Source organism: Dongia deserti (assembly GCF_003574735.1).
In the GTDB taxonomy this organism is placed as follows: domain Bacteria; phylum Pseudomonadota; class Alphaproteobacteria; order Dongiales; family Dongiaceae; genus Dongia_A; species Dongia_A deserti.
The window spans coordinates 41,431-59,322 of sequence record NZ_QORW01000021.1 but is presented as its reverse complement, the minus strand read 5'-3'; the positions used below and the strand labels follow the sequence as shown (position 1 = coordinate 59,322).

The window sequence follows — 17,892 nt, the reverse complement described above, 5'->3', positions numbered from 1 at the left end:
GTGCTCCGGCTAGGCGACCCTGTAGCGCTTGACCACGTCCCAATCGACCTCGACGCCAAGCCCCGGCTTTTGCGGCAGGGGAATGGTCCCGTCAGGCAAGAGTACCAGCTCCTCCTGCGCCAGCTCGCGGCGCAGGCGCTCATGACAGAGCTGCGGTGGGAGGTATTCGATGAAGGCACAATGGTCCGTGACGAACGCCAGATGCGCGGTGCCGGAAATGGAAATGCCGGTCTTCCAGCAATGCGGCACGATGATGCGGCCACGCGCCTTGGCCATGTCGCAAACAATCTTCGCCTCTCCGATGCCGCCGACCCGGCCCACATCGGGCTGCGCGACCTGCACCTTGCCTACGTCCAGCAGCTCTTCGAACTCGAAGCGGGTGGCCAGCCATTCGCCGAACGCGATCGGCATCGGTGCCTGCTCGGCAAGCTTGGCCATCTCCCGCACATTGTCCGACCAGAGCGGCGTCTCCAGGAAGAAGACGTTGAATTCCGCCCAATCCTTGACGGTCTGCAGGCATGTGGCCGCATCCTCCCAGAGATACTGGACGTCGACCATCAGGGTGATGTCGGGGCCGATCGTTTTGCGCACCGCGGCCAAGACCTCGGTGTGGCGCTCGTAACTCTCGCGCATGCCGCCATGGGCATAGGGGCCGTTCATGGTGATCTCGGTCTTCATCGCCTTGAAGCCGAGGCTCTTCGCCTTCTCTGCGGAAGCGCAGAGCGCATCACGATATTCCTCGAAGCGGTGGCCTGCCGGTTGCAATGAGGCATAGGGCGTGATGCGGGACCGAGTCGCCCCGCCGAGCAGTTCGTGCACCGGCTTACCCAGTGCCTTTCCACACAGATCCCAGAGCGCCATGTCCACGGCGCTCATGGCGTGGATAATCATGCCTCGGCGGCCGTTCATGGCGGTGCCGAGATACATCTTCTTCCACAGCGCGCCGATCTGGAATGGATCGGCGCCGATCAGCATCTCCCTGATGCAGAGGCCCATCGTGTGCGTGCCCGGTGCCTCGATGCAGGCCTTCGCCATCCATGGGTTGGCATCGCACTCCCCGATGCCGGCGACACCGCCATCGGTGCGGATGACGACGACAATGCTGTCCTGAGCGGAGGAGGTAAAGCTGGCATCGTAGTCGGGCGCCAGCAGGACATGGCATTCGACGTCAGTGATCTTCAGGCGGGGAGCCGGGCCGCTGAACTGGGGCGAGACGGTTGTGAAGGGCATGATGTGACCGCGGATGACGTGGCGTGAAGCCGACCGGAGCGGGTTACGCCCCAGCCGGCGGTGATAATGTCAGATGCTAACCGGCCTTGACCTCGTTCCAGACGGCGACGCGCTTCTCGTAGTTCTCGGCCTGCTGCAGCCAGGAGAGCTTGTCGCCGTAGGTGAAGCCCGCGGCCTTGTTGACTTCGGTGTTGGTCGTGTTGCCGTAGCCGGCCTTGTTGGTCAGGATATCGCCGACCGCAGCGGCGAGGCAGTTGTTGATCCACTGGTGCGCCAAATCGGGGTCGGTGGCGCCCACACTCATGGTCCAGCAATCGAGCCAGCCCGGCGCACCTTCCCTCGGAATGGTGAGCGCGGCGTTGATGCCCTTCTTCTTGAGCGCCGGCACCTGCGGCTCGCCCATCGAATACATCACCTTGATGCTGTTCTGCGCGAACATGTTCACACCTTCGTCGAAGCCGGCGAAGTAGCTGAGCAGCAGCTTCTTCTGCTCGATCAGCTTTGCCTTCACCCTGGCGAAGTCGTCATCCGACAGGTTGTACGGATTTTCAACGCCGGCCACCAGCGCGCCCCAAGTAATGCAATTGTTCGCATCGTCCATGCAGATGAGCTGCTGGGCATATTCCGGGTTCCACATCACCTCCCAGGATTCCGGCGGGGTGGGGAAGACATCCGCGTCGTAGACCATCGGCAACGAGCCCCAGGCGAACGGAACGCCGAACTGCTTGTCCGCACGCATGATCTCCTTCACCTCGCGGAACTCGGGCGCAATGTTGCCGGCATTCGCGATCTTCGACAGGTCGAGCGGCGCCAGCAGATTGGCATCGATGTAGCGTGAGAAGATAGAAGTGTCGAAACTCACGACGTCGAAATCGGCGCCCTGTGACCCCTGCATCTTAGCGAACATCTCGTCGGCAGAGCCGACATAGACGATCTTCACCTCGGCGCCGGTGTCCTTCTTGAAGGCGTCGACCCATTCGGGCTCGGCATAGCCTTCCCAGGTGAGCACGCGCAGCTCCTTGGACGCGGCGCGCACGATAGTGGGGGCGGCGATCATCGCTCCGGCCGCAGTGGAACCGATCAGGAAATCGCGGCGATCCAACCGGATCTTCTTGGTCATGTCAGTCTCTCCCTGTTCAAGACGCATTGTGCGAGTTTCTTGCGGTGTTTTTCAGTTGCCGTCCGCCAGACGCAGGACGATGCGATTGACCTTGCCGGTCTCCACCAGCGCGATCGCCTCGTTGATGCGCGATAGCGGCCAGACCTCGGAGATAAGGGATTCCAGGTTCAGCAGCCCGTGCTTCACCAGCCGCAGCACCTTGGGGAAATCGATCATCGGCCGGGTCGAGCCGTAGCTGGAGCCGATCACCTTGTTCTCATCCTGGGCAATCCAGTAGGGCGGGAAGCCGGCCATGGCGTTCTCCGTCGGCTGGCCGATCAGGACGGTGGTGCCGGCGCGGCATGTCGCCTTATAGGCAAGCTCCGCGGTTTCCACCTGGCCCGTGGCCTCGAAAGTGAAATCGGCGCCACCCTTGATGATCTCGCGCACCTTGGCGACCGGGTCGCCCTCGCAGGCATTCACGAAATGGGTGGCGCCGAATCGCCGCGCTTCGCTTTCCTTCTCCCTACGCAGATCCACCGCCACGATCGGCAGCGCGTTGCACAGTTTCGCGCCCTGAACCACGCTCAGTCCCACGCCGCCACAGCCGAACACGGCCACGCTGTCGCCGGGCCGGATCTGCGCGGTGTTGATGGCGGCGCCGATGCCGGCCATGGCGCCGCACCCAAGCAGGCAGGCTTCCTCCGCGGATGTTGCCGGGTCGACGGTGATCGCGCCGTTGTGCGGCACGACCGTGTAATCGCAGAAAGACGAGACGAGACTCAGGTGATGGATCGGCTTCCCGTCCATTTCGAAAAAGCGTGTCGTGTTGTCCCACATCGTGCCGGCAGCGGCCGCGCGGGCCACTTCCTCGCACAGCACGGAGCGGCCGGTGACGCAGAACTTGCACTGCCCGCAGGAGGGCGTGAAGGTGAGGATCACCTTCTCGCCGATGCGCGATTTGGAAACGCCAGGCCCGACGGATTCGATGATCCCGCACGCTTCGTGGCCGAAGATCGCCGGCTTGGGATGCACCCACACGCCGCGCAGATAGTGGATGTCGCTGCGGCAGATGCTGGTGGTCAGCAGCTTCACACGCACTTCCATCTCGTGCGGGTCATCGACAACGACCTGCCGCAGACCGAGCGCATCGTCGTCGCTCGGCGCGTCGCAGACGGCAGCCATCATTGTTAGCTTTGCCATTGATGGACCTCCATCAGTTCAGACGTTGACCAGGCCGCCGTCGATCGGCAGCACCACGCCCGTGATGAAGGAGGCCTTGTCGGAAGCAAGGAAGGCGGCCGCGTCGGCAATCTCGTGCGGCTTCGCATAGCGTCCGATCGGATGCATGGCGGCGAGCGCTTTCAACCCCTCCGCCTCGCCGCCCGGCATGCCGCCGGCATAAGCGCGGGTGAGCGGCGTGTCGATCACCCCAGGCGCAATCACGTTCGCGCGCAGGCCGGCCTTGGCGTAGTCCGATGCGATGCAACGTGCGAGGTGCTGCAATCCGGCTTTTGCGACGTTGTAGGCGACATCGCCCTCCCACGCGACCAGGCCGCAGACCGAACCGATGAAGACGATGGCGGGATTCTTGCCTTTGAGCAGGGCCGGAATCAGCCGCTTCGACAGGCGGAAGGCGGCATTCAGATGAAGGTTCATCATCCGGTCCCAGGTCTCGTCCGTCGTCTCGTGCGTCGGCGCGGTCTGGGTCACGTCGATTCCGGCGCTATGCACGAAGATGTCGAGGCCGCCGAGGCCGGCGATCACGTCGTCGGCGGCGCGCTCGGTCTGCTGCTTGTCATAGAGATCGGCCTGCACCACGACATGGCTCCCGCCAGGTAGGCTCTTCGCCATTGCCCGCGCCTGTTCGGCATGGCGGGAGGCACCGATGGCGACGCGCGCGCCCTCCGCAGCGAATGTTTGAACGATGCTCGCGCCGATCCCGCTGGAGCCGCCGGTGACATAGGCGCGCTTTCCTGCCAGAAGTCCGCTCATGCCGCTCAATTCCTCTCTTGTGTCAACGCGTCGAGTAGCCGCCGTCGATCGCGACGGCCTGTCCCGTCATGAAGGCGGAGAGATCGCTGGCCAGATAGACGGCAAGCTCGCCCACTTCCTCGAGCTTTCCGGGGCGCGGGATCGCGTGCATCAGGCGCTTGGCCCGCAACGTCGCCTCCGGGTCCGGCTCCTGGTTCGCAACCGCGATCGCAAGCGGGGTCTCGATGAAGCCGGGGCAGATCGCGTTCACGCGCACGCCCTTCTCGGCAAAATCGAGCGCCGCGGACTTGACCAGCCCGATGACGCCGTGCTTGCCGGCGCAATAGCCGGCACGCTCCTTCTGCCCGACCAACCCGTACATCGAGGAGATGACGATGACCGAAGCGGCGCCGGAAGCGAGCAGATGCTCCGCCCCGAATCGCATGGCAAGGAATGCCGGCAGGAGCGAATGATCGATGATGCGCTGGAATTCCTCGACGGGTGTATCGAAGATCGGCGTGCGGCCGCCTGCGCCCGCGCTTACCAGGATGGTGTCGATCCCGCCCATGAAGTCTGCGGCAGTGGCGGTGACACGCTGCACGTCGGCGGCGATAGTTGCATCGCCGGCGGTGTACCCCGCCTTGCCATGCGCCTTCAGATCCTGCATGGCCTCGCGCAGAACCGACTCCCGGCGGCCGGAAATGTAAACGGCGGCGCCTTCCCGGGCCATGGCCTCGGCGCAGGCGAGGCCGATGCCCGTTCCGCCGCCATAGATCAGCGCCTTCTTGCCCTGGAGCCTGCCGCTCAACGCTCCACTCCCTGCTGCACCAGCCTTTTTCCCGCCGACAGCATTCGCTCGCCGCCCGCCGGCTGGCTTTGTTGGATCGAGTGTGGCACTCTCTCCCTGACTTGTCGACATAATAATTGTATACAAAAATACTGCGAGGGCCGATGGCACGACCAAGCGTTAGATCATTGGATCAATTGGCGGAGGATCCAGGCAGAGAAGACTTCCGGCCTTTCTTGGACATGCCGCGTGCGTCGGGACTGGCGGAGCGCGCGGCCGAGGCGATCGTGCTCGGTGTCGCGTCCGGAGCGTTGCAGCCAGGTCAGCGGCTGGTCGAGGCGGAGCTGGCGCAGCTTCTGAAGATGAGCCGCGTTCCCCTGCGAGAAGCCCTGAAGATCCTAGAGGCCCAGGGCATCCTGGAAAGCACGCCGCACCGAGGCACACATATCGCGAGCTTCGAGAATGCGCGGATCGATGAGATCTGCGAAGCGCGGATCGCGCTTGAACGGATTGCGCTGCGCGGCGCTGCGGCTGCTTACCAGAGCAATCCGCAGGCTTTGGTGCGCCTCGATCGGATTCTCGCCACCATGGAGCGCGCGGCGAGCCACATGGACTGGCTGGAGATCAGCAAGGCGGATCTGAATTTCCATCGCGAGATCTGCGCGGCCTCAGGCAATACGATCGTGCAGATCTTGTGGGAGGCGCTGGCGCGCCACGTCCTCATCATCTTCGGTAAGGAGATCCGCGACGAACGCGATGCCAAGTCGATCATCCCGCAGCATCGGAAATTGCGCGACATGCTCGCCTCCAACGACGTCGCCGGACTGGACGCGGAGATCGAGCATCACATTCTGCGGCTGCGCCGCCGCAAGCAGCCGCGCTCCAAGGGACAGGCTGCGCGGAGCTGAGGTCGCTTCAACCGGCTGAAGATCGAGGTCAGACCGGCCGGAACAAAAGTTCCGGCAGACCTGGAACGTCGACCTCGGTCGCAAACAACGCTCCGCCTTCTGCTTCGCCGTCATCCGCCGCGCGGCCGGAGGTCACGAACAACGTGCGCAGATCCGGTCCGCCCAGGCAGCACGAGGTGATGTTGCGCGCCGGCAGCAGCAGCGTGTCGAGGCGCTCCCCTTCCGGCGATAAGCGGATCACCTTGCCGCCGTCATACATGGCGATCCAGATGCATCCCTCCGTATCGACGCAGCAGCCGTCGGGTACCCCGTCCGCCTCGGAATACTTCTGGAAGACGCGGCGCCGCGTCAGCCTTCCGCTCCCGGGATCGAGATCGTAAGCCAGGCTCTGCCGCCCGAGCGAATCGCTGAAATAGAGCACATCGCCCTGCGGCGAGAAGGTCGGGCCGTTGCAGACGATGAAGCCGCTGTCGCCGATGCGCCACTCTCCGCGTCGGTTCAGCACGTAGAGGATTCCGCGCGGCGCGGATTCCGTCGCATCGAAATTGCCGATCCAGTAATTGCCGTGACGATCGACTTTTGCGTCGTTGTAAGGCAGATCGGGCCGAGCCTGATTCGGGTCGGCGAACGGAGCAACTGCGCCATTGCGCGGATCGAAGAAATAGAGCCCGTTGTCCATGCCGATCACCAACCGGCCGTCCGCGCACGGCACGACCGAGCCGATGCTGGTGAACTTCGAGAGCGTCCAATCCGAGCGCTTGCCGTCGGGAGAGATGCGATGGATGGTCGGGCCGTAGAAATCGATCCAGAACAGCTCTCCAGTGGCGCTGTTCCATTGCGGGCTCTCGCCGAGCTTGTCGCGATGATCGGTCGGAACTCGCCAGTCCGGTGTGCGCGCCATGGGGAACGAGGGTTTGAGTTTCGGAAGCCAAACTGTAGAGTCGGGCAAAGAAGATCACAATACCAGACTTCGTTCCGGAATACCGGAACAATGGGGAGCGATGGGGATGGTGGCGTCTGATATCGCGGTTCAATTGCGCGGCCTCAGTCGCAGCTTCGGCACAGTGACCGCCGTGCACCCGATCGACCTGGACATTCCGCGCGGCGACTTCCTCGCCATCCTCGGCCCGTCGGGCTGCGGCAAGACGACCTTACTGCGCATGATGGGCGGGTTCGTCGAACCCAACGCTGGCCACATCGAGGTCAACGGCGCCGACATCACGCATCTCGGGCCGGAGCACAGGCCGATCAACATGGTGTTCCAGGGCTACGGCCTCTTCCCGCACATGAATGCGCGCCAGAATGTCGGCTATGGGCTGCGCTTGAAGAAATTGGACCGCGCGATCATCGCGAAGCGCGTGAGCGAGGCGATGGCTCTGGTGCGCCTTGAAGGCTATGAGGACCACATGCCGGCGCAGCTTTCAGGCGGACAACAGCAGCGCGTAGCGCTGGCGCGGGCACTGGTGATGAAGCCGCAGGTGCTGCTGCTCGACGAGCCGCTCGCCGCCCTGGACCTCAAGCTGAGGCAGGCGATGCAGGAGGAGCTGCGCCGGATCCACCGCGAGATCGGCGGCACGTTCGTCTTCGTCACGCACGATCAGGGCGAAGCGCTCGGCCTCGCCAACCGCATCGCCGTCATGAAGGACGGGCGTATCGAGCAGCTTGGCACGCCGGAGGACATCTATCTCAGGCCCCAGACCCATTTCGTCGCGAGCTTCATTGGCGAAGCGAATCTCCTCAAGGGCCGGCGGAGGGGCGGCGTGATCGAGACTACCTGCGGCGCTTTCGAGGAGGGTGGACCGGACGGAGAGATCGCGCTCGTCGTGCGCCCGGAAAGCGTGCGACGGCTTGGGCATTCGGAGCGTGCGGAGATCGAGACGACCGGGAAGGTGGACGAGATCGTGTTCCTCGGCGCACACGTCAGATATGTCCTCTCGCTGTCGAGCGGTGAGAAGCTACGGGTCCAGGATCCGGTCGGGAAACCACGCGCCGCAATCGGCGATATGATGGGGGTGGGCTGGAGTCGGTCGGCTCAACGCATCATAGCCGGCTGAGCCATAGCCTATCAGACCCGCTTGCCCGCCGTCGCGCCGCCATCGGCCATGATGAGGCTCCCCGTGAGATAGCTTGCGCGCGGCGAGGCGGCCAGCAGGATCGCTTCGCCGATCTCGACCGGAGACGCGACCCGGTTCAGCAAGGTATAGGACGCCCATTGCTGGCGCGCCTTGTCCCGGTCGGGTGCGACGGAGATGCTCGCGCGCATCATGTCGGTCTCGGTCGGCCCGGGGCAGACGCAGAGCACGCGCACATCGGGCGTCAGCTCCGTCGCCAGCGCGCGCGTCAAACCGACCAAGGCTCCTTTGGAGGCGCAATAGGCGACGCAGCCGGCATAGCCCAGAAGAGCTGCATCCGATGCGACGTTGACGATTGCGCCCCGGCTCGCGCGCAGCTTCGGCAGCAATGACTGCGCCAGCACCCACGGCGCTGTCAGGTTGACCGCGACAGTCTCATCCCACAATGTGGGGCTGGTCTCCGCAATCGCGGCTTCATGGAAGATGCCGCCGCAATTCACCAGGACGTCGAGCGTCTCGATGCTTGCGGCCAGTGCGCGGCATGCCGTTCGATCGGAGAGATCCGCGGACAAGCCCCGCACGCGGCCCGAATAGGTTGTCGAGAGTCGCGCGACCGCCGCATCGACATCCGCCTGGCGCCGGCCATGCAGGATGACCGACCCGCCGCGCTCCAGGAACAAACGCGCCGCGGCCGCTCCGATGCCTCGGGTGGAGCCGGTGACCAGGATCGTCTTGCCCGCGAATTCCGTCATCACAGCCGTCCCGCAGTGCTGCCGCCGTCGATCGCGACTGCCGCACCGGTCATATAGGCAGCGGCCGGCGACAGGAGGCACAGGACAAAGGCCGCGACCTCATCGGGCGTCGCAAGGCGTCCGATCGGGTGATAGCGATTGAAGGCGGCGTAATAGGACTCGGGATCGCCGCTGTCCCGTGCGCATTCCTGCATCAGCTCGGTGTCCATCGTTCCCGGGCAGATCGCATTTGCCCGAATGCCGCTGGGGGCTAGCTCGATCGCCATTGCCTTGGTCATTGCGATCAATCCGTGCTTTGCCGAGACGTAGGCAACGTTGTTTGCGATGGCGTGAAGCCCAAGTTCCGACGCGATATTCACGATGCAGCCGCGGCTGCTGCGCAGGAAGGGAAGGGCGGCCTGCACGGTGAGGAAGCTCGCCCGCAGGATTACGCTGAGATGCTGGTCCCAGTGCGCATCGTCGGTGGCCGCGATCGGCCGCTCGACATTCACGGCGGCGTTATTGATGAGGAAATCGAGCCGGCCGTTGGCCGTCGCTTGAGCCACCGCCTGCACGGGCCCGTCGGTGGTTGCCAGATCGGCCGGCGCTGCGATTAGCCGGGGACCGCCGCCCAGCCGCGCGATCACCGCCTGACAGGACTCCGCTGTGCGATCGTTCACCGCCACCGTGGCGCCAGCCTGGTGCAGTGTCTTGGCGGTGGCGAAGCCCAGTCCGCGACCCGCGCCTGTTACCAGCGCGACGCGCCCACCATAGTCGAACGTCACCTCAGCCACGGTAGCGGCTCACGCGCAAGGCCAGGAACGTCGAGCCGACGCTGAGCAGGATCAGCAGCGTGGCGATCGCATTGATGGTGGGATCAAGCGAGGTGCGAACCATGCCCCAGACCAGAGTCGGCAAGGTATTGCCGGCACCGATCGTGAAGAAGGTGATGACGAAGTCGTCGAGCGAGATGGAGAGGGCGATCAGCGCCGCGCCGACAATGGTCGGACGGATAATCGGCAGGGTCACGGTCAGGAAGGCGCGGAGCGGTGAGGCGCCGAGATCGCGCGCGCTGTCCACGACAGCCCAGTCGAAGGTCGCGAGACGGGAGAAGACGATCAGGATGACGAAGGGCTGGGCGATCACCAGATGGCCCAGAATGACGGTCGGAAGGCCAAGCGGCAGGTCGATCAGCCGCACGAAGTAGCTCATCATGGCGACGCCGATGATCAGTGCCGGCAGCATCATCGGCACGCTGATGATCGCGATCAGCCCCTCCGCGCGCCGTGGCGCCATGCGCGCCAGGAGCAGGGCCGCCATCGTGCCGATCGCAACCGAGAGGACCGCCACCAAACCGGCCACGATGAGGCTGTTCCACAAAGCCGGCCAGAAGGCGCCAAGGGAAAACAGCTTGCGATACCAGTCCAGCGTGAACCCCGTCAGCGGCAGGCTGGTCAGGGCCGATTGATTGAAGCTGAACAGCACGACCAGGACCAAGGGCCCGCCCATGAAGGCCGCGAGCAGCAGGGCGAGTGCCCGCCACCCAAGTTCCTCGAGAAAGCCGAGCGCTCGATTCATGGCTGCAGGGTCCGCCGCAACAGCCCGCGAAAGACCAGCACCAGCGCCAGGGATACGGCCATCACCGTGAACGCCATGGCGCTGCCCATCGGCCAGTTGAACCCGAGGGAGAATTGCAGCTCGATGAAATGCCCCATCATGGCCGCGCCGCCGCCTACGAAGCGCGGCGTCACATAATCCCCCGCGCTGATCAGGAACGCGAAGGTGAAGGCAATGACGATGCCCTTCTCGCACTGCGGGATCACGACATCGCGCAGGACGGCCCATCGGCCGGCGCCAAGATCACGCGCCGATTCGATGGTGGCGGGCCGGATGGCGCGCATATTGCCGTAGATCGGCAGAATGGCGAATGGCAGGAGAAAGTAGGTCAAGGTGATGACCACGCCATTGACGCTGTAGAGCAGCGCGCCGAGCGGCTCATCGATGATCCCGGCCCAGAGCAGGAACTTATTAAGAATACCCTCCCGCCCCAGAATACTCTTCCAGGCGTAGATCTTGACCAGATATCCGCCAAACAGGGTGATGAGGGCGAGAAAGAGCAGTGGCATCTCGAAGCGGCCGCACTTGAATCGAAGAGCGTAGGCAAAGGCGAGCGCGAGGATCGTGGTCAGGGCGCCGATCGCGAACGCAATCAGCAGCGTGCTGGCCATGGCATCGTAGTAGTCGGTCCAGGTGGCAATGTAGTTCTTGAAGGTGAGATCGGGACGCATGATGCGCGCCCGCACCGACCAGAAACTGATGACGAGAAAGTAGAGGAGGGGCGCCGCAAAGGCGCCGATGAAAATCAAAGCGGCCGGCAGCAGGAGCCAGTTCTGGCGATCCCATGCCGGCCGCTTCAGCACTGCCAGGCTCCCTCTATGCCTTGGACAGCCGCTGATATTCGTTCAGGAAGTCGTCATAGGTGGCGACGGACCCGTCGGATTCCGTCGGCGGAACGGGCTGCAGCCTAGCCTTCTGCATGAATCCGTCGATGTCCGCGTAATTGTAGGATTCCGCAAGCTCCTTGGGCAGCATCGGCACGGTATCGAGATTGGTGATGCCGGCGCTCTGCTCCGTCGCGAACTGCTTCTGCGGCTCGGGCGAGATGATGTGGTTGATCATCTTGTAGCTGAGATCCATGTGCGGAGCGTCCTTGGGAATGCACAGGCAATCCATGAACATGCCGGTGCCTTCCTTCGGGATCGTGTATTTGATGGTCTTGCCCTTAGCCTGGGTCCACACCGCAACGGCTTCCCATCCGATGGCCGAGACCGTGATCTCGTTGCGCGCAAAGGCGTCGGACATGTCGCCATAGCTCGGGAAGAAGGCGCGCGCGTGCTTGGTTTTGATCTCGATCAGCTTGTCGATGACCTGTACCATCTCTTCCTTGGTCAGGATGGTGCCCATCGGCTTGCCTGTCACGACGGTTCCCCAGATCAGCAGGTTGCCGAGCGGGTCGTCCACCATCGCTACTTTGCCCTTGTGCTCCGGCTTCAGGATGTCAAGCCAGCTCTCGGGCGGCGTGGTGACGACGGCCGGATCGTACATCAAGGGCAGCGAGCCCCAGTTCCAGGGCACGCCCATCAGGTTGCCCTGGTACTTGATGGTATCCTGTGCGACGAACTGCGGGATCAGCTTGGGCAACAGTTCGATCTTCGCGGTGTCGATCGGCTCCAACAGTTCGCCCTCGGCCATCAGCGGCAGATAGCCGAAATACATGGTGATGAGGTCGGTCTTGCCGATGCCGCCCGCCTGCAGCTTGGTGATGATCTCCTCGTTGGAGGAGATGAAGGTGGGCTGGAAATCGATGTCGTTGTCGGCGAGGAACGAGCCGCTGAGGATCGGCGTCTCGTAGCCCTGCCAGCCCATCCAGGTCATGGTGGTCTTGGCGAATGCGGGCCTAGCACCAAATGCTGCCATCGTGCCCACAGCCGCGGCGCCGGCGAGCACATGGCGGCGCGACAACGCGGAGCGCGCCGACAATTCAGCCAGCGCGCCCAAACCCTGCTTGCGATTGCTCATAAGTGGCCTCCCAGCCTGTCTCGTTGAGATCCGGAATCCGGACCCATCGGACGTTAAGCGAGGGCGTTTGATGCCCTTCATTTTACTCGCGCCAGTTTTCGGCTATTCCGAAATCCTGGACGCATATACAAGATGCAGGAATAGGCTAACATGGGCTGAAAAAACCGGTCAAGGAACACCGGGCGTTTGCTTGGTTGCAGACTAGCTCGCAGGAAAAGAGGCCGTTGTGAACTATTTCGATAATGCGAACTACGCCGTGCTCGTCGTGGGAGCCGGACGGGGAATCGGCCGTGCCGCAGCACTGGAACTGGCCGCCCAGGGGATTGCGGTCGCTTGCTTCGACTCAGACGCCGAAACCGCGCAGAAAGCGGCCGAGGAAATCAAGGCGGGCGGCGGCAAGGCGGTCGGAGGGCGTCTCGACGTAACCCAGCAAGGGACGATTGGGCCGGCGGTCGAGAAGACGGCGGCGGAGTTCGGCCGCATCGATGCGCTGGTGAACTGCGCGGGCATCACCGGCCGCACTAACATTCCGGCGCACGAGGTGGACCTGGAGGACTTCGATTTCGTCTACCACGTCAATCTGCGCGGGGCGTTGCTTCTGTCCCAGGCAGTGCTGCCACACATGCTGAAGCGGCGCTATGGGCGGATCCTGCACGTGTCTTCCATCGCCGGCAAGGAAGGCAACGCTGGCATGACGGCCTATTCGGCGACCAAGGCCGGCTTGATCGGCATGGTGAAGAGCATGGCCAAGGACTACGTGGAGCAGGGTATCACGATCAACGCCCTGGCGCCGGCGGTCATCCGCACGCCGATGGTTGATGCGCTGCCCCAGGCGACGGTCGACTACATGACGGCGAAAATCCCAATGCGCCGCTGCGGCGAACTCCAGGAGGCGGCGCACATGATCGCCTGGATCGTCTCGCCCGCCTGCAGCTTCACCACGGGTTTCACATTCGATCTCAGCGGCGGGCGCGCCACCTACTAACGGATGGGAGGTTGGATTGAGCAAGATCGCCGCCATCGAAGTCATCCCGATCATCGGTCCGACGCCGGCGGCCGATGATCTCGACGGCACCACGGATACCGTCATCGTGCGGCTCACCGATGAGGCCGGTCGCACGGGCATCGGCGAGACGGATGCCCCGCCGCACGTGGTGAAAGCGTTTCTCGAGATGCCGACAGCCCACCTCTGGAGCCGGAACGCCGCGGAGATCGTGATCGGCGCGGATCCATTGGAAGCGAGCGGGCTCTGGCAGAAGCTCTACGAGGGAACCTTCTGGCCCGGGCGGCGCGGGCTTGGCATCCATGCCATCTCGGCGATCGACATCGCACTCTACGACCTGGCCGGCAAGCAGCACGGCGTGCCCGCCTATAAGCTGATGGGCGGAGCAAGGCGGGATAAGTTGCGGCCTTATTGCACGATCTTCCCCGGCCTGGCGCATGGCCGCTCCATCGAGGCGCTGATGACCGAGATCGGTCGCCAGTTCGACGCCGCCCTGGAGAGCGGCTTCCGAGCTGTGAAGATGGAAGTGCTGTTTTACGATCTGGTGACCGATCGGGAGCTGGTCGACCTGATCAAGCGCGGCCGCAAGATGCTGGGCGCCGGCATCCTGATGGCCGTCGATTTCGGCTATCGTTGGCAGAACTGGCATGATGCGCTTTACGTGCTGGATCGGATCGAGGAGTGCGACATCTTCTTCGCGGAAGCGACCCTGCAGCATGACGATCTCGAAGGGCACGCAAGGCTCGCCGAGCGCAGTCCGATCCGCATCGGTGGTGCGGAGGCCGCAGCGACCCGCTGGGAGATTCAGGAATGGCTGACCCGCGGCAGGGTCGGCATCGTGCAGCCGAATATCGGCCGCGGCGGCGGCTTGACCGAGATCCGCCGGATCGCCGATCTGTGCGAACTGCACGGCGCCGAAGTGGTGCCGCACGGCTGGAAGACCGGCATCACATCCGCGGTCGGGAGGCATTTCCAGGCGGCCTGCGGGCCAGCGCCCGTGTTCGAATACGTGTCCCCGAAAGTGTTCGACAGCCTATTGCGGCGCGAGCTGGTCTCGCCCGAGCCCAACGTCGTCGACGGCTACATGGCGCTGCCAGATCGCCCTGGTCTCGGCATCGATCTCAATGAAGAGCTGGTCGACCGTTTGCGCGCCGATAAGCGATGAATCTGCCTTCATCGTCACGGGTCGCCGACGACCTTGGCACAACCATCCATGAGTTTGCATGCGACGGTTCGATCTTGCCCAATGAAACTCGTGGATGGTCTGACGAAGTCTGACGCTAGTTGATCCGGAACTTCTCCACTGTGGCCAGGTCGAGGCTCACGCCCAAGCCCGGCTTCTCCGGCACTTGGATGCGTCCGTCGGCGCCGATGTCGAACTTCTCGCGCGTCAGGTTCCAGCGGATGGGCGACTCGCTGGTCGAATATTCCGCCGGTTCGTCGTCCCAATGCTGCGACAGGAACGCAAGGTTCGCGGCAATCGTGATGTTCGACTTGTAGCCGTGGGTCACCACGCGCTTTCCGTGCTTCCTGGCGACGGCCGCGATGCGCATCAGCTCGGTCAATCCGCCGGCCATCGTAACGTCCGGCTGGGCGATGTCGATCTTTCCGACCTCGAACGCGTGTTCATATTCGTAGCGTGTGGTGAGGCCGAGATCGCCGCCGCCGATCGGCACACCGAATCCCTGGAAGCGGGCATGCCCATCGAGATCATCGATCGGCAGCGGCGCCTCGACCCAGAGAAAGTTGTTGTCGCGGAAGATCGGCATGAGCGGCAGGCCATCCTCGGCCTTCTCCCAGGCGGTGGCTGCATCCACCATCAGCCGGATGTCCGGGCCGACATGCTCGCGCGCGGTCCGGATGATGGTCTCCGCCTTCCGCACGTCCTGCCGCCAATGCGGGTCGGCGACGATCTTGATCGCTTTCAGGCCCAGCTTCAGTCCGCGATCGATGTTGCGCCGTACCTCGTCCGGCGTTTCGCCGAGCGGGTAGACGGTGCCGTAGGCCAGCAGCTGGTTCCGCTTGCGCGCTCCGAGCAGATCGGCCACCGGCTTGCCCTCGACCTTGCCCCGGATGTCCCACAGCGCGATGTCGACGCCGCTCATGGCATGGATGACGACGCCGCGCCGCCCGTAATAGCTGGTCCAGTCGTACATCCGGTCCCACAAGGCACCGACCTGCAGGGGATCCTGTCCGATCAGCACTTCCTTCAAGCCCATGGCGTGGGTGTGAGACCGTGGGGCATTTATGATCGCCTTGATTACAGACGGAACACTATCCACCTCCGCAATTCCCGTGATTCCCGCATCCGTGTGGACGAGGATCACGCAATTGTCGTATGACCCATCGAAAGTTGCGCCGGTCCAGCCCGGTACCCGAAGTTCGATTGCCTCGATGTCCGTGATCTTCATGACAGCGTCCCCTCCCGCACAGGTTTGCGCAGTCGTCTGAAATATTGGATACTGGTCCAGAATGTTGGAATGTGAAGCATGACGCAAGCGGTAAAGGCATCGATGCGCGCCAATGCGCAATCCCCGGTGTTGCCCGATGAGGAACAAGGCGGTTCGCGTAGCGTCCGCCGGGCGTTGGAGATCCTCGAGTTTCTGCTGCAGCGGGGCGAGCCGGCGACTGTGGCCGGGATCGTCACGGCGCTGCAGATTCCGAAGTCCACCGCCTATGAACTGGTCCGCACCTTGAGCGAGGCCGGCTATTTGGAGCCGGCGCGTCGCGGCGCCGGGCTCTATCTGGGACGTAAACTGTTCGAGCTTGGCATGGCCTATCGCAGCCAAGTCGACCTGCTGCGGGACGGCAGCCAGATCGTCGAGGAACTGCGCGACGCCACCGGCGAGACGGTGCAGCTGTCCGTCCTCGAGAACGACATGATGCTGGTGCTGCTGAAGGAGGAGGGTTCCCACTCGATCCGCATCATCAGCCGGGTCGGGTCCCGTGTGCCCGTGAACTGGGCTGCGGCCGGCCGCTTGCTGGTGTCGGATCTTGACGACGCCACGCTCGGCGCATTGCTGAAGCGTTCGGTTCGCCAATCGCCGACCGGCCGCTCTATCACCGAAGTGCCGAAGCTGATCCAGCAGATCCGCAAGTTCCGCAAGCAGGGATATGCGACAGAGCTGAACGAGACCAACGAGCATGCCGGCTGCGTAGCAGCGCCCGTGACGGATGGGAGCGGTCGCTGCATCGCGGCGATCAGCATCGTGGCGCCCGAGCATCGGCTCGGCAAACCGAACCGGGAAGAGCTCATCAAGAAAGTAATGGAGGCGGCGGCCAACCTCTCCAGCCGCCTCGGCGCCCACTAGGCCGGCGCTGCCTCGAACAGGTGCTGGAGACGATCGAGCAGGGTTGCCTCGGCGACCTCGCTGCGCAGGTGACGCTCGATCAGATCGCCGGCCTTGGCCTGGAAGCCGAGATAGCCCGCGAAGCGTGGGCGGATCCAGCATGCCTCCATGGTACGGAGCGTGCTGCTGTAGCAGCCGCCGAAACGCGCATCGATGTTCGCATCCCGCCAGGCGTCGAGCCTGGCGGGCTGCCCGTGGTGCAGTGCGAAGGCGGATTGGGCGGCTGCCGTGGCCGCGAAACGTGCATAGGTCAGTGCCGCGTCCGGATGCGGGCAATGGGCGGAAATGCCGAGACCCGTCCCGCCGATCGTGGAGCCGCGTGCGCCCTCAGGGCCCGGGAAATCGTGGAAGCGCAACGGGTGCCGCTGATCCGCCTCGGCATAGGTTGCGTAGCAATAGACGGCGGGACAGAGGATCAGATCGTCGCGTGCGACCATGGCGTCGTGAAGCGCAATGCTATTCCAGTCCAATGCCTCGACGGGGCAGAGGGACAGCAGCTCACGCATATGCGCGAGGGCGGCGTGCGCCGTGTGCAAGTCGGCGAACGGTTCGCCTGGAGCAGTCGCGCAGGGAGTGCCCAGGTTGGCGCAAAGCGTGAAGAAGGTCATCAGGCTGTGTACCCCGCGCAGGCCGATCGCGAGCTTCATGCCATGCCGCGATGCATGTCGACCAAGCGTCATCAAGCCTGACCAGTCCCGCGGCGGCGCTGCATCCAGCCGCGCCATCAGGTCGGGCCGCGACGCGGCCACCTGGCACGCGGCATCGATCGGCAGCGCCCAGATGTGACCAGCGTAGGAATAACTCTCCAGAGAAGGCCCGACGAACGCCGAGCGCAGGTCGCCGGCCACGATATCATCCAACGGAAGCAGGCATTTGCTCGCTGCGATGTCGCCGCAGAACGGGTGGTCAAGGATGATGAGGTCATAGGACCGCGCGAGCTCCGCGACGGGCGTGAATTCAAACCCATGCAGCGGGCGCGAGGACCATTCGATCTCGATGCCTGGATGCTGCGCCGCGAACATTGCCTGCGTCGCCAGCAGCGGATCGACGGCGCGGCGATGGTCCCAGGTCATTCCGCGCAAGCGTAGAGCGGCCATCTGCTGCACTCCCCGTTGACTCAGTGGCGATTCGCGGTAACCTACCATTCTATAAATGCGTA

18 protein-coding genes are annotated in these 17,892 nt (G+C 63.8%); 5 read left to right on the top strand and 13 right to left on the bottom strand.

Translation table 11 applies throughout. The annotated features are described in order from the left end of the window. Positions 1 to 9 precede the first annotated feature (9 nt). From DTX69_RS25130 to DTX69_RS25110, 5 genes are all read right to left on the bottom strand, one after another. Positions 10 to 1,230, bottom strand: coding sequence for a mandelate racemase/muconate lactonizing enzyme family protein (locus tag DTX69_RS25130; RefSeq protein ID WP_119304339.1), 1,221 nt, complete (start codon positions 1,228 to 1,230; stop codon positions 10 to 12). A gap of 76 nt (positions 1,231 to 1,306) precedes the next feature. Continuing rightward, positions 1,307 to 2,350: an ABC transporter substrate-binding protein gene (locus DTX69_RS25125; RefSeq protein WP_162917546.1), complete on the bottom strand. Its 1,044-nt coding sequence runs from the start codon at positions 2,348 to 2,350 to the stop codon at positions 1,307 to 1,309. A gap of 51 nt (positions 2,351 to 2,401) precedes the next feature. Beyond that, positions 2,402 to 3,532, bottom strand: coding sequence for a zinc-binding dehydrogenase (locus DTX69_RS25120; RefSeq protein WP_119304337.1), 1,131 nt, complete (start codon positions 3,530 to 3,532; stop codon positions 2,402 to 2,404). Between the two features lie 18 nt (positions 3,533 to 3,550). Continuing rightward, a complete protein-coding gene (locus DTX69_RS25115) occupies positions 3,551 to 4,324 on the bottom strand; it encodes an SDR family NAD(P)-dependent oxidoreductase (RefSeq protein ID WP_119304336.1) in 774 nt (257 codons plus the stop codon). 22 nt (positions 4,325 to 4,346) lie between these two features. Beyond that, positions 4,347 to 5,111: an SDR family NAD(P)-dependent oxidoreductase gene (locus tag DTX69_RS25110; protein WP_162917545.1), complete on the bottom strand. Its 765-nt coding sequence runs from the start codon at positions 5,109 to 5,111 to the stop codon at positions 4,347 to 4,349. 221 nt (positions 5,112 to 5,332) lie between these two features. Here DTX69_RS25110 and DTX69_RS25105 point away from each other — a divergent pair, with 221 nt between their 5' ends. Next, positions 5,333 to 5,998 (top strand): GntR family transcriptional regulator, encoded by a 666-nt coding sequence (locus DTX69_RS25105; protein WP_162917544.1) that lies wholly within the window; start codon positions 5,333 to 5,335, stop codon positions 5,996 to 5,998. A 28-nt stretch (positions 5,999 to 6,026) separates the two neighbouring features. Here DTX69_RS25105 and DTX69_RS25100 read toward each other — a convergent pair whose 3' ends face one another. Next, the gene (locus tag DTX69_RS25100; protein ID WP_119304333.1) at positions 6,027 to 6,899 is read right to left on the bottom strand and encodes an SMP-30/gluconolactonase/LRE family protein; all 873 of its coding nucleotides are present in this window, start codon (positions 6,897 to 6,899) and stop codon (positions 6,027 to 6,029) included. Positions 6,900 to 7,005: 106 nt separating this feature from the next. Between DTX69_RS25100 and DTX69_RS25095 the strand changes: the two genes are divergently transcribed. Next, on the top strand, positions 7,006 to 8,052 hold the full coding sequence (locus DTX69_RS25095; protein ID WP_162917543.1) for an ABC transporter ATP-binding protein: 1,047 nt from the start codon (positions 7,006 to 7,008) through the stop codon (positions 8,050 to 8,052). Positions 8,053 to 8,063: 11 nt separating this feature from the next. Here the strand turns inward: DTX69_RS25095 and DTX69_RS25090 are convergent, their stop codons facing one another. Genes DTX69_RS25090 through DTX69_RS25070 form a run of 5 tightly spaced genes read right to left on the bottom strand, consistent with a single transcriptional unit; the run spans position 8,064 to position 12,380 of the window. Continuing rightward, positions 8,064 to 8,822: an SDR family NAD(P)-dependent oxidoreductase gene (locus DTX69_RS25090; protein WP_119304331.1), complete on the bottom strand. Its 759-nt coding sequence runs from the start codon at positions 8,820 to 8,822 to the stop codon at positions 8,064 to 8,066. Continuing rightward, entirely contained in the window at positions 8,822 to 9,595 is a 774-nt protein-coding gene (locus DTX69_RS25085; RefSeq protein ID WP_119304330.1) for an SDR family NAD(P)-dependent oxidoreductase, read from the bottom strand. The genes DTX69_RS25090 and DTX69_RS25085 overlap by 1 nt, the downstream gene beginning before the upstream one ends. Next, on the bottom strand, positions 9,588 to 10,379 hold the full coding sequence (locus DTX69_RS25080) for an ABC transporter permease (protein WP_119304329.1): 792 nt from the start codon (positions 10,377 to 10,379) through the stop codon (positions 9,588 to 9,590). Before DTX69_RS25080 ends, DTX69_RS25085 begins: the two co-directional genes overlap by 8 nt. Then, positions 10,376 to 11,221 carry an ABC transporter permease gene (locus tag DTX69_RS25075; protein WP_119304328.1) on the bottom strand — a complete coding sequence of 282 codons (846 nt, stop codon included), beginning with the start codon at positions 11,219 to 11,221 and terminating at the stop codon, positions 10,376 to 10,378. Before DTX69_RS25075 ends, DTX69_RS25080 begins: the two co-directional genes overlap by 4 nt. 13 nt (positions 11,222 to 11,234) lie before the next feature. Next, positions 11,235 to 12,380, bottom strand: a complete 1,146-nt coding sequence (locus DTX69_RS25070; RefSeq protein ID WP_162917542.1) for an ABC transporter substrate-binding protein — start codon at positions 12,378 to 12,380, stop codon at positions 11,235 to 11,237. A gap of 226 nt (positions 12,381 to 12,606) precedes the next feature. Here DTX69_RS25070 and DTX69_RS25065 point away from each other — a divergent pair, with 226 nt between their 5' ends. Then, positions 12,607 to 13,365: an SDR family NAD(P)-dependent oxidoreductase gene (locus DTX69_RS25065; RefSeq protein ID WP_119304326.1), complete on the top strand. Its 759-nt coding sequence runs from the start codon at positions 12,607 to 12,609 to the stop codon at positions 13,363 to 13,365. A 16-nt stretch (positions 13,366 to 13,381) separates the two neighbouring features. Next, positions 13,382 to 14,548, top strand: a complete 1,167-nt coding sequence (locus DTX69_RS25060) for a mandelate racemase/muconate lactonizing enzyme family protein (protein WP_119304325.1) — start codon at positions 13,382 to 13,384, stop codon at positions 14,546 to 14,548. A gap of 115 nt (positions 14,549 to 14,663) precedes the next feature. Here DTX69_RS25060 and DTX69_RS25055 read toward each other — a convergent pair whose 3' ends face one another. After that, positions 14,664 to 15,794 (bottom strand): mandelate racemase/muconate lactonizing enzyme family protein, encoded by a 1,131-nt coding sequence (locus tag DTX69_RS25055; protein WP_119304324.1) that lies wholly within the window; start codon positions 15,792 to 15,794, stop codon positions 14,664 to 14,666. Positions 15,795 to 15,872: 78 nt separating this feature from the next. Here DTX69_RS25055 and DTX69_RS25050 point away from each other — a divergent pair, with 78 nt between their 5' ends. Next, positions 15,873 to 16,694 carry an IclR family transcriptional regulator gene (locus DTX69_RS25050; RefSeq protein ID WP_119304323.1) on the top strand — a complete coding sequence of 274 codons (822 nt, stop codon included), beginning with the start codon at positions 15,873 to 15,875 and terminating at the stop codon, positions 16,692 to 16,694. On the opposite strand, the gene DTX69_RS25045 is transcribed toward DTX69_RS25050, so the two are convergent. Next, the gene (locus DTX69_RS25045) at positions 16,691 to 17,830 is read right to left on the bottom strand and encodes an ABC transporter substrate-binding protein (RefSeq protein WP_162917541.1); all 1,140 of its coding nucleotides are present in this window, start codon (positions 17,828 to 17,830) and stop codon (positions 16,691 to 16,693) included. The genes DTX69_RS25050 and DTX69_RS25045 overlap by 4 nt on opposite strands. Positions 17,831 to 17,892 lie beyond the last annotated feature (62 nt).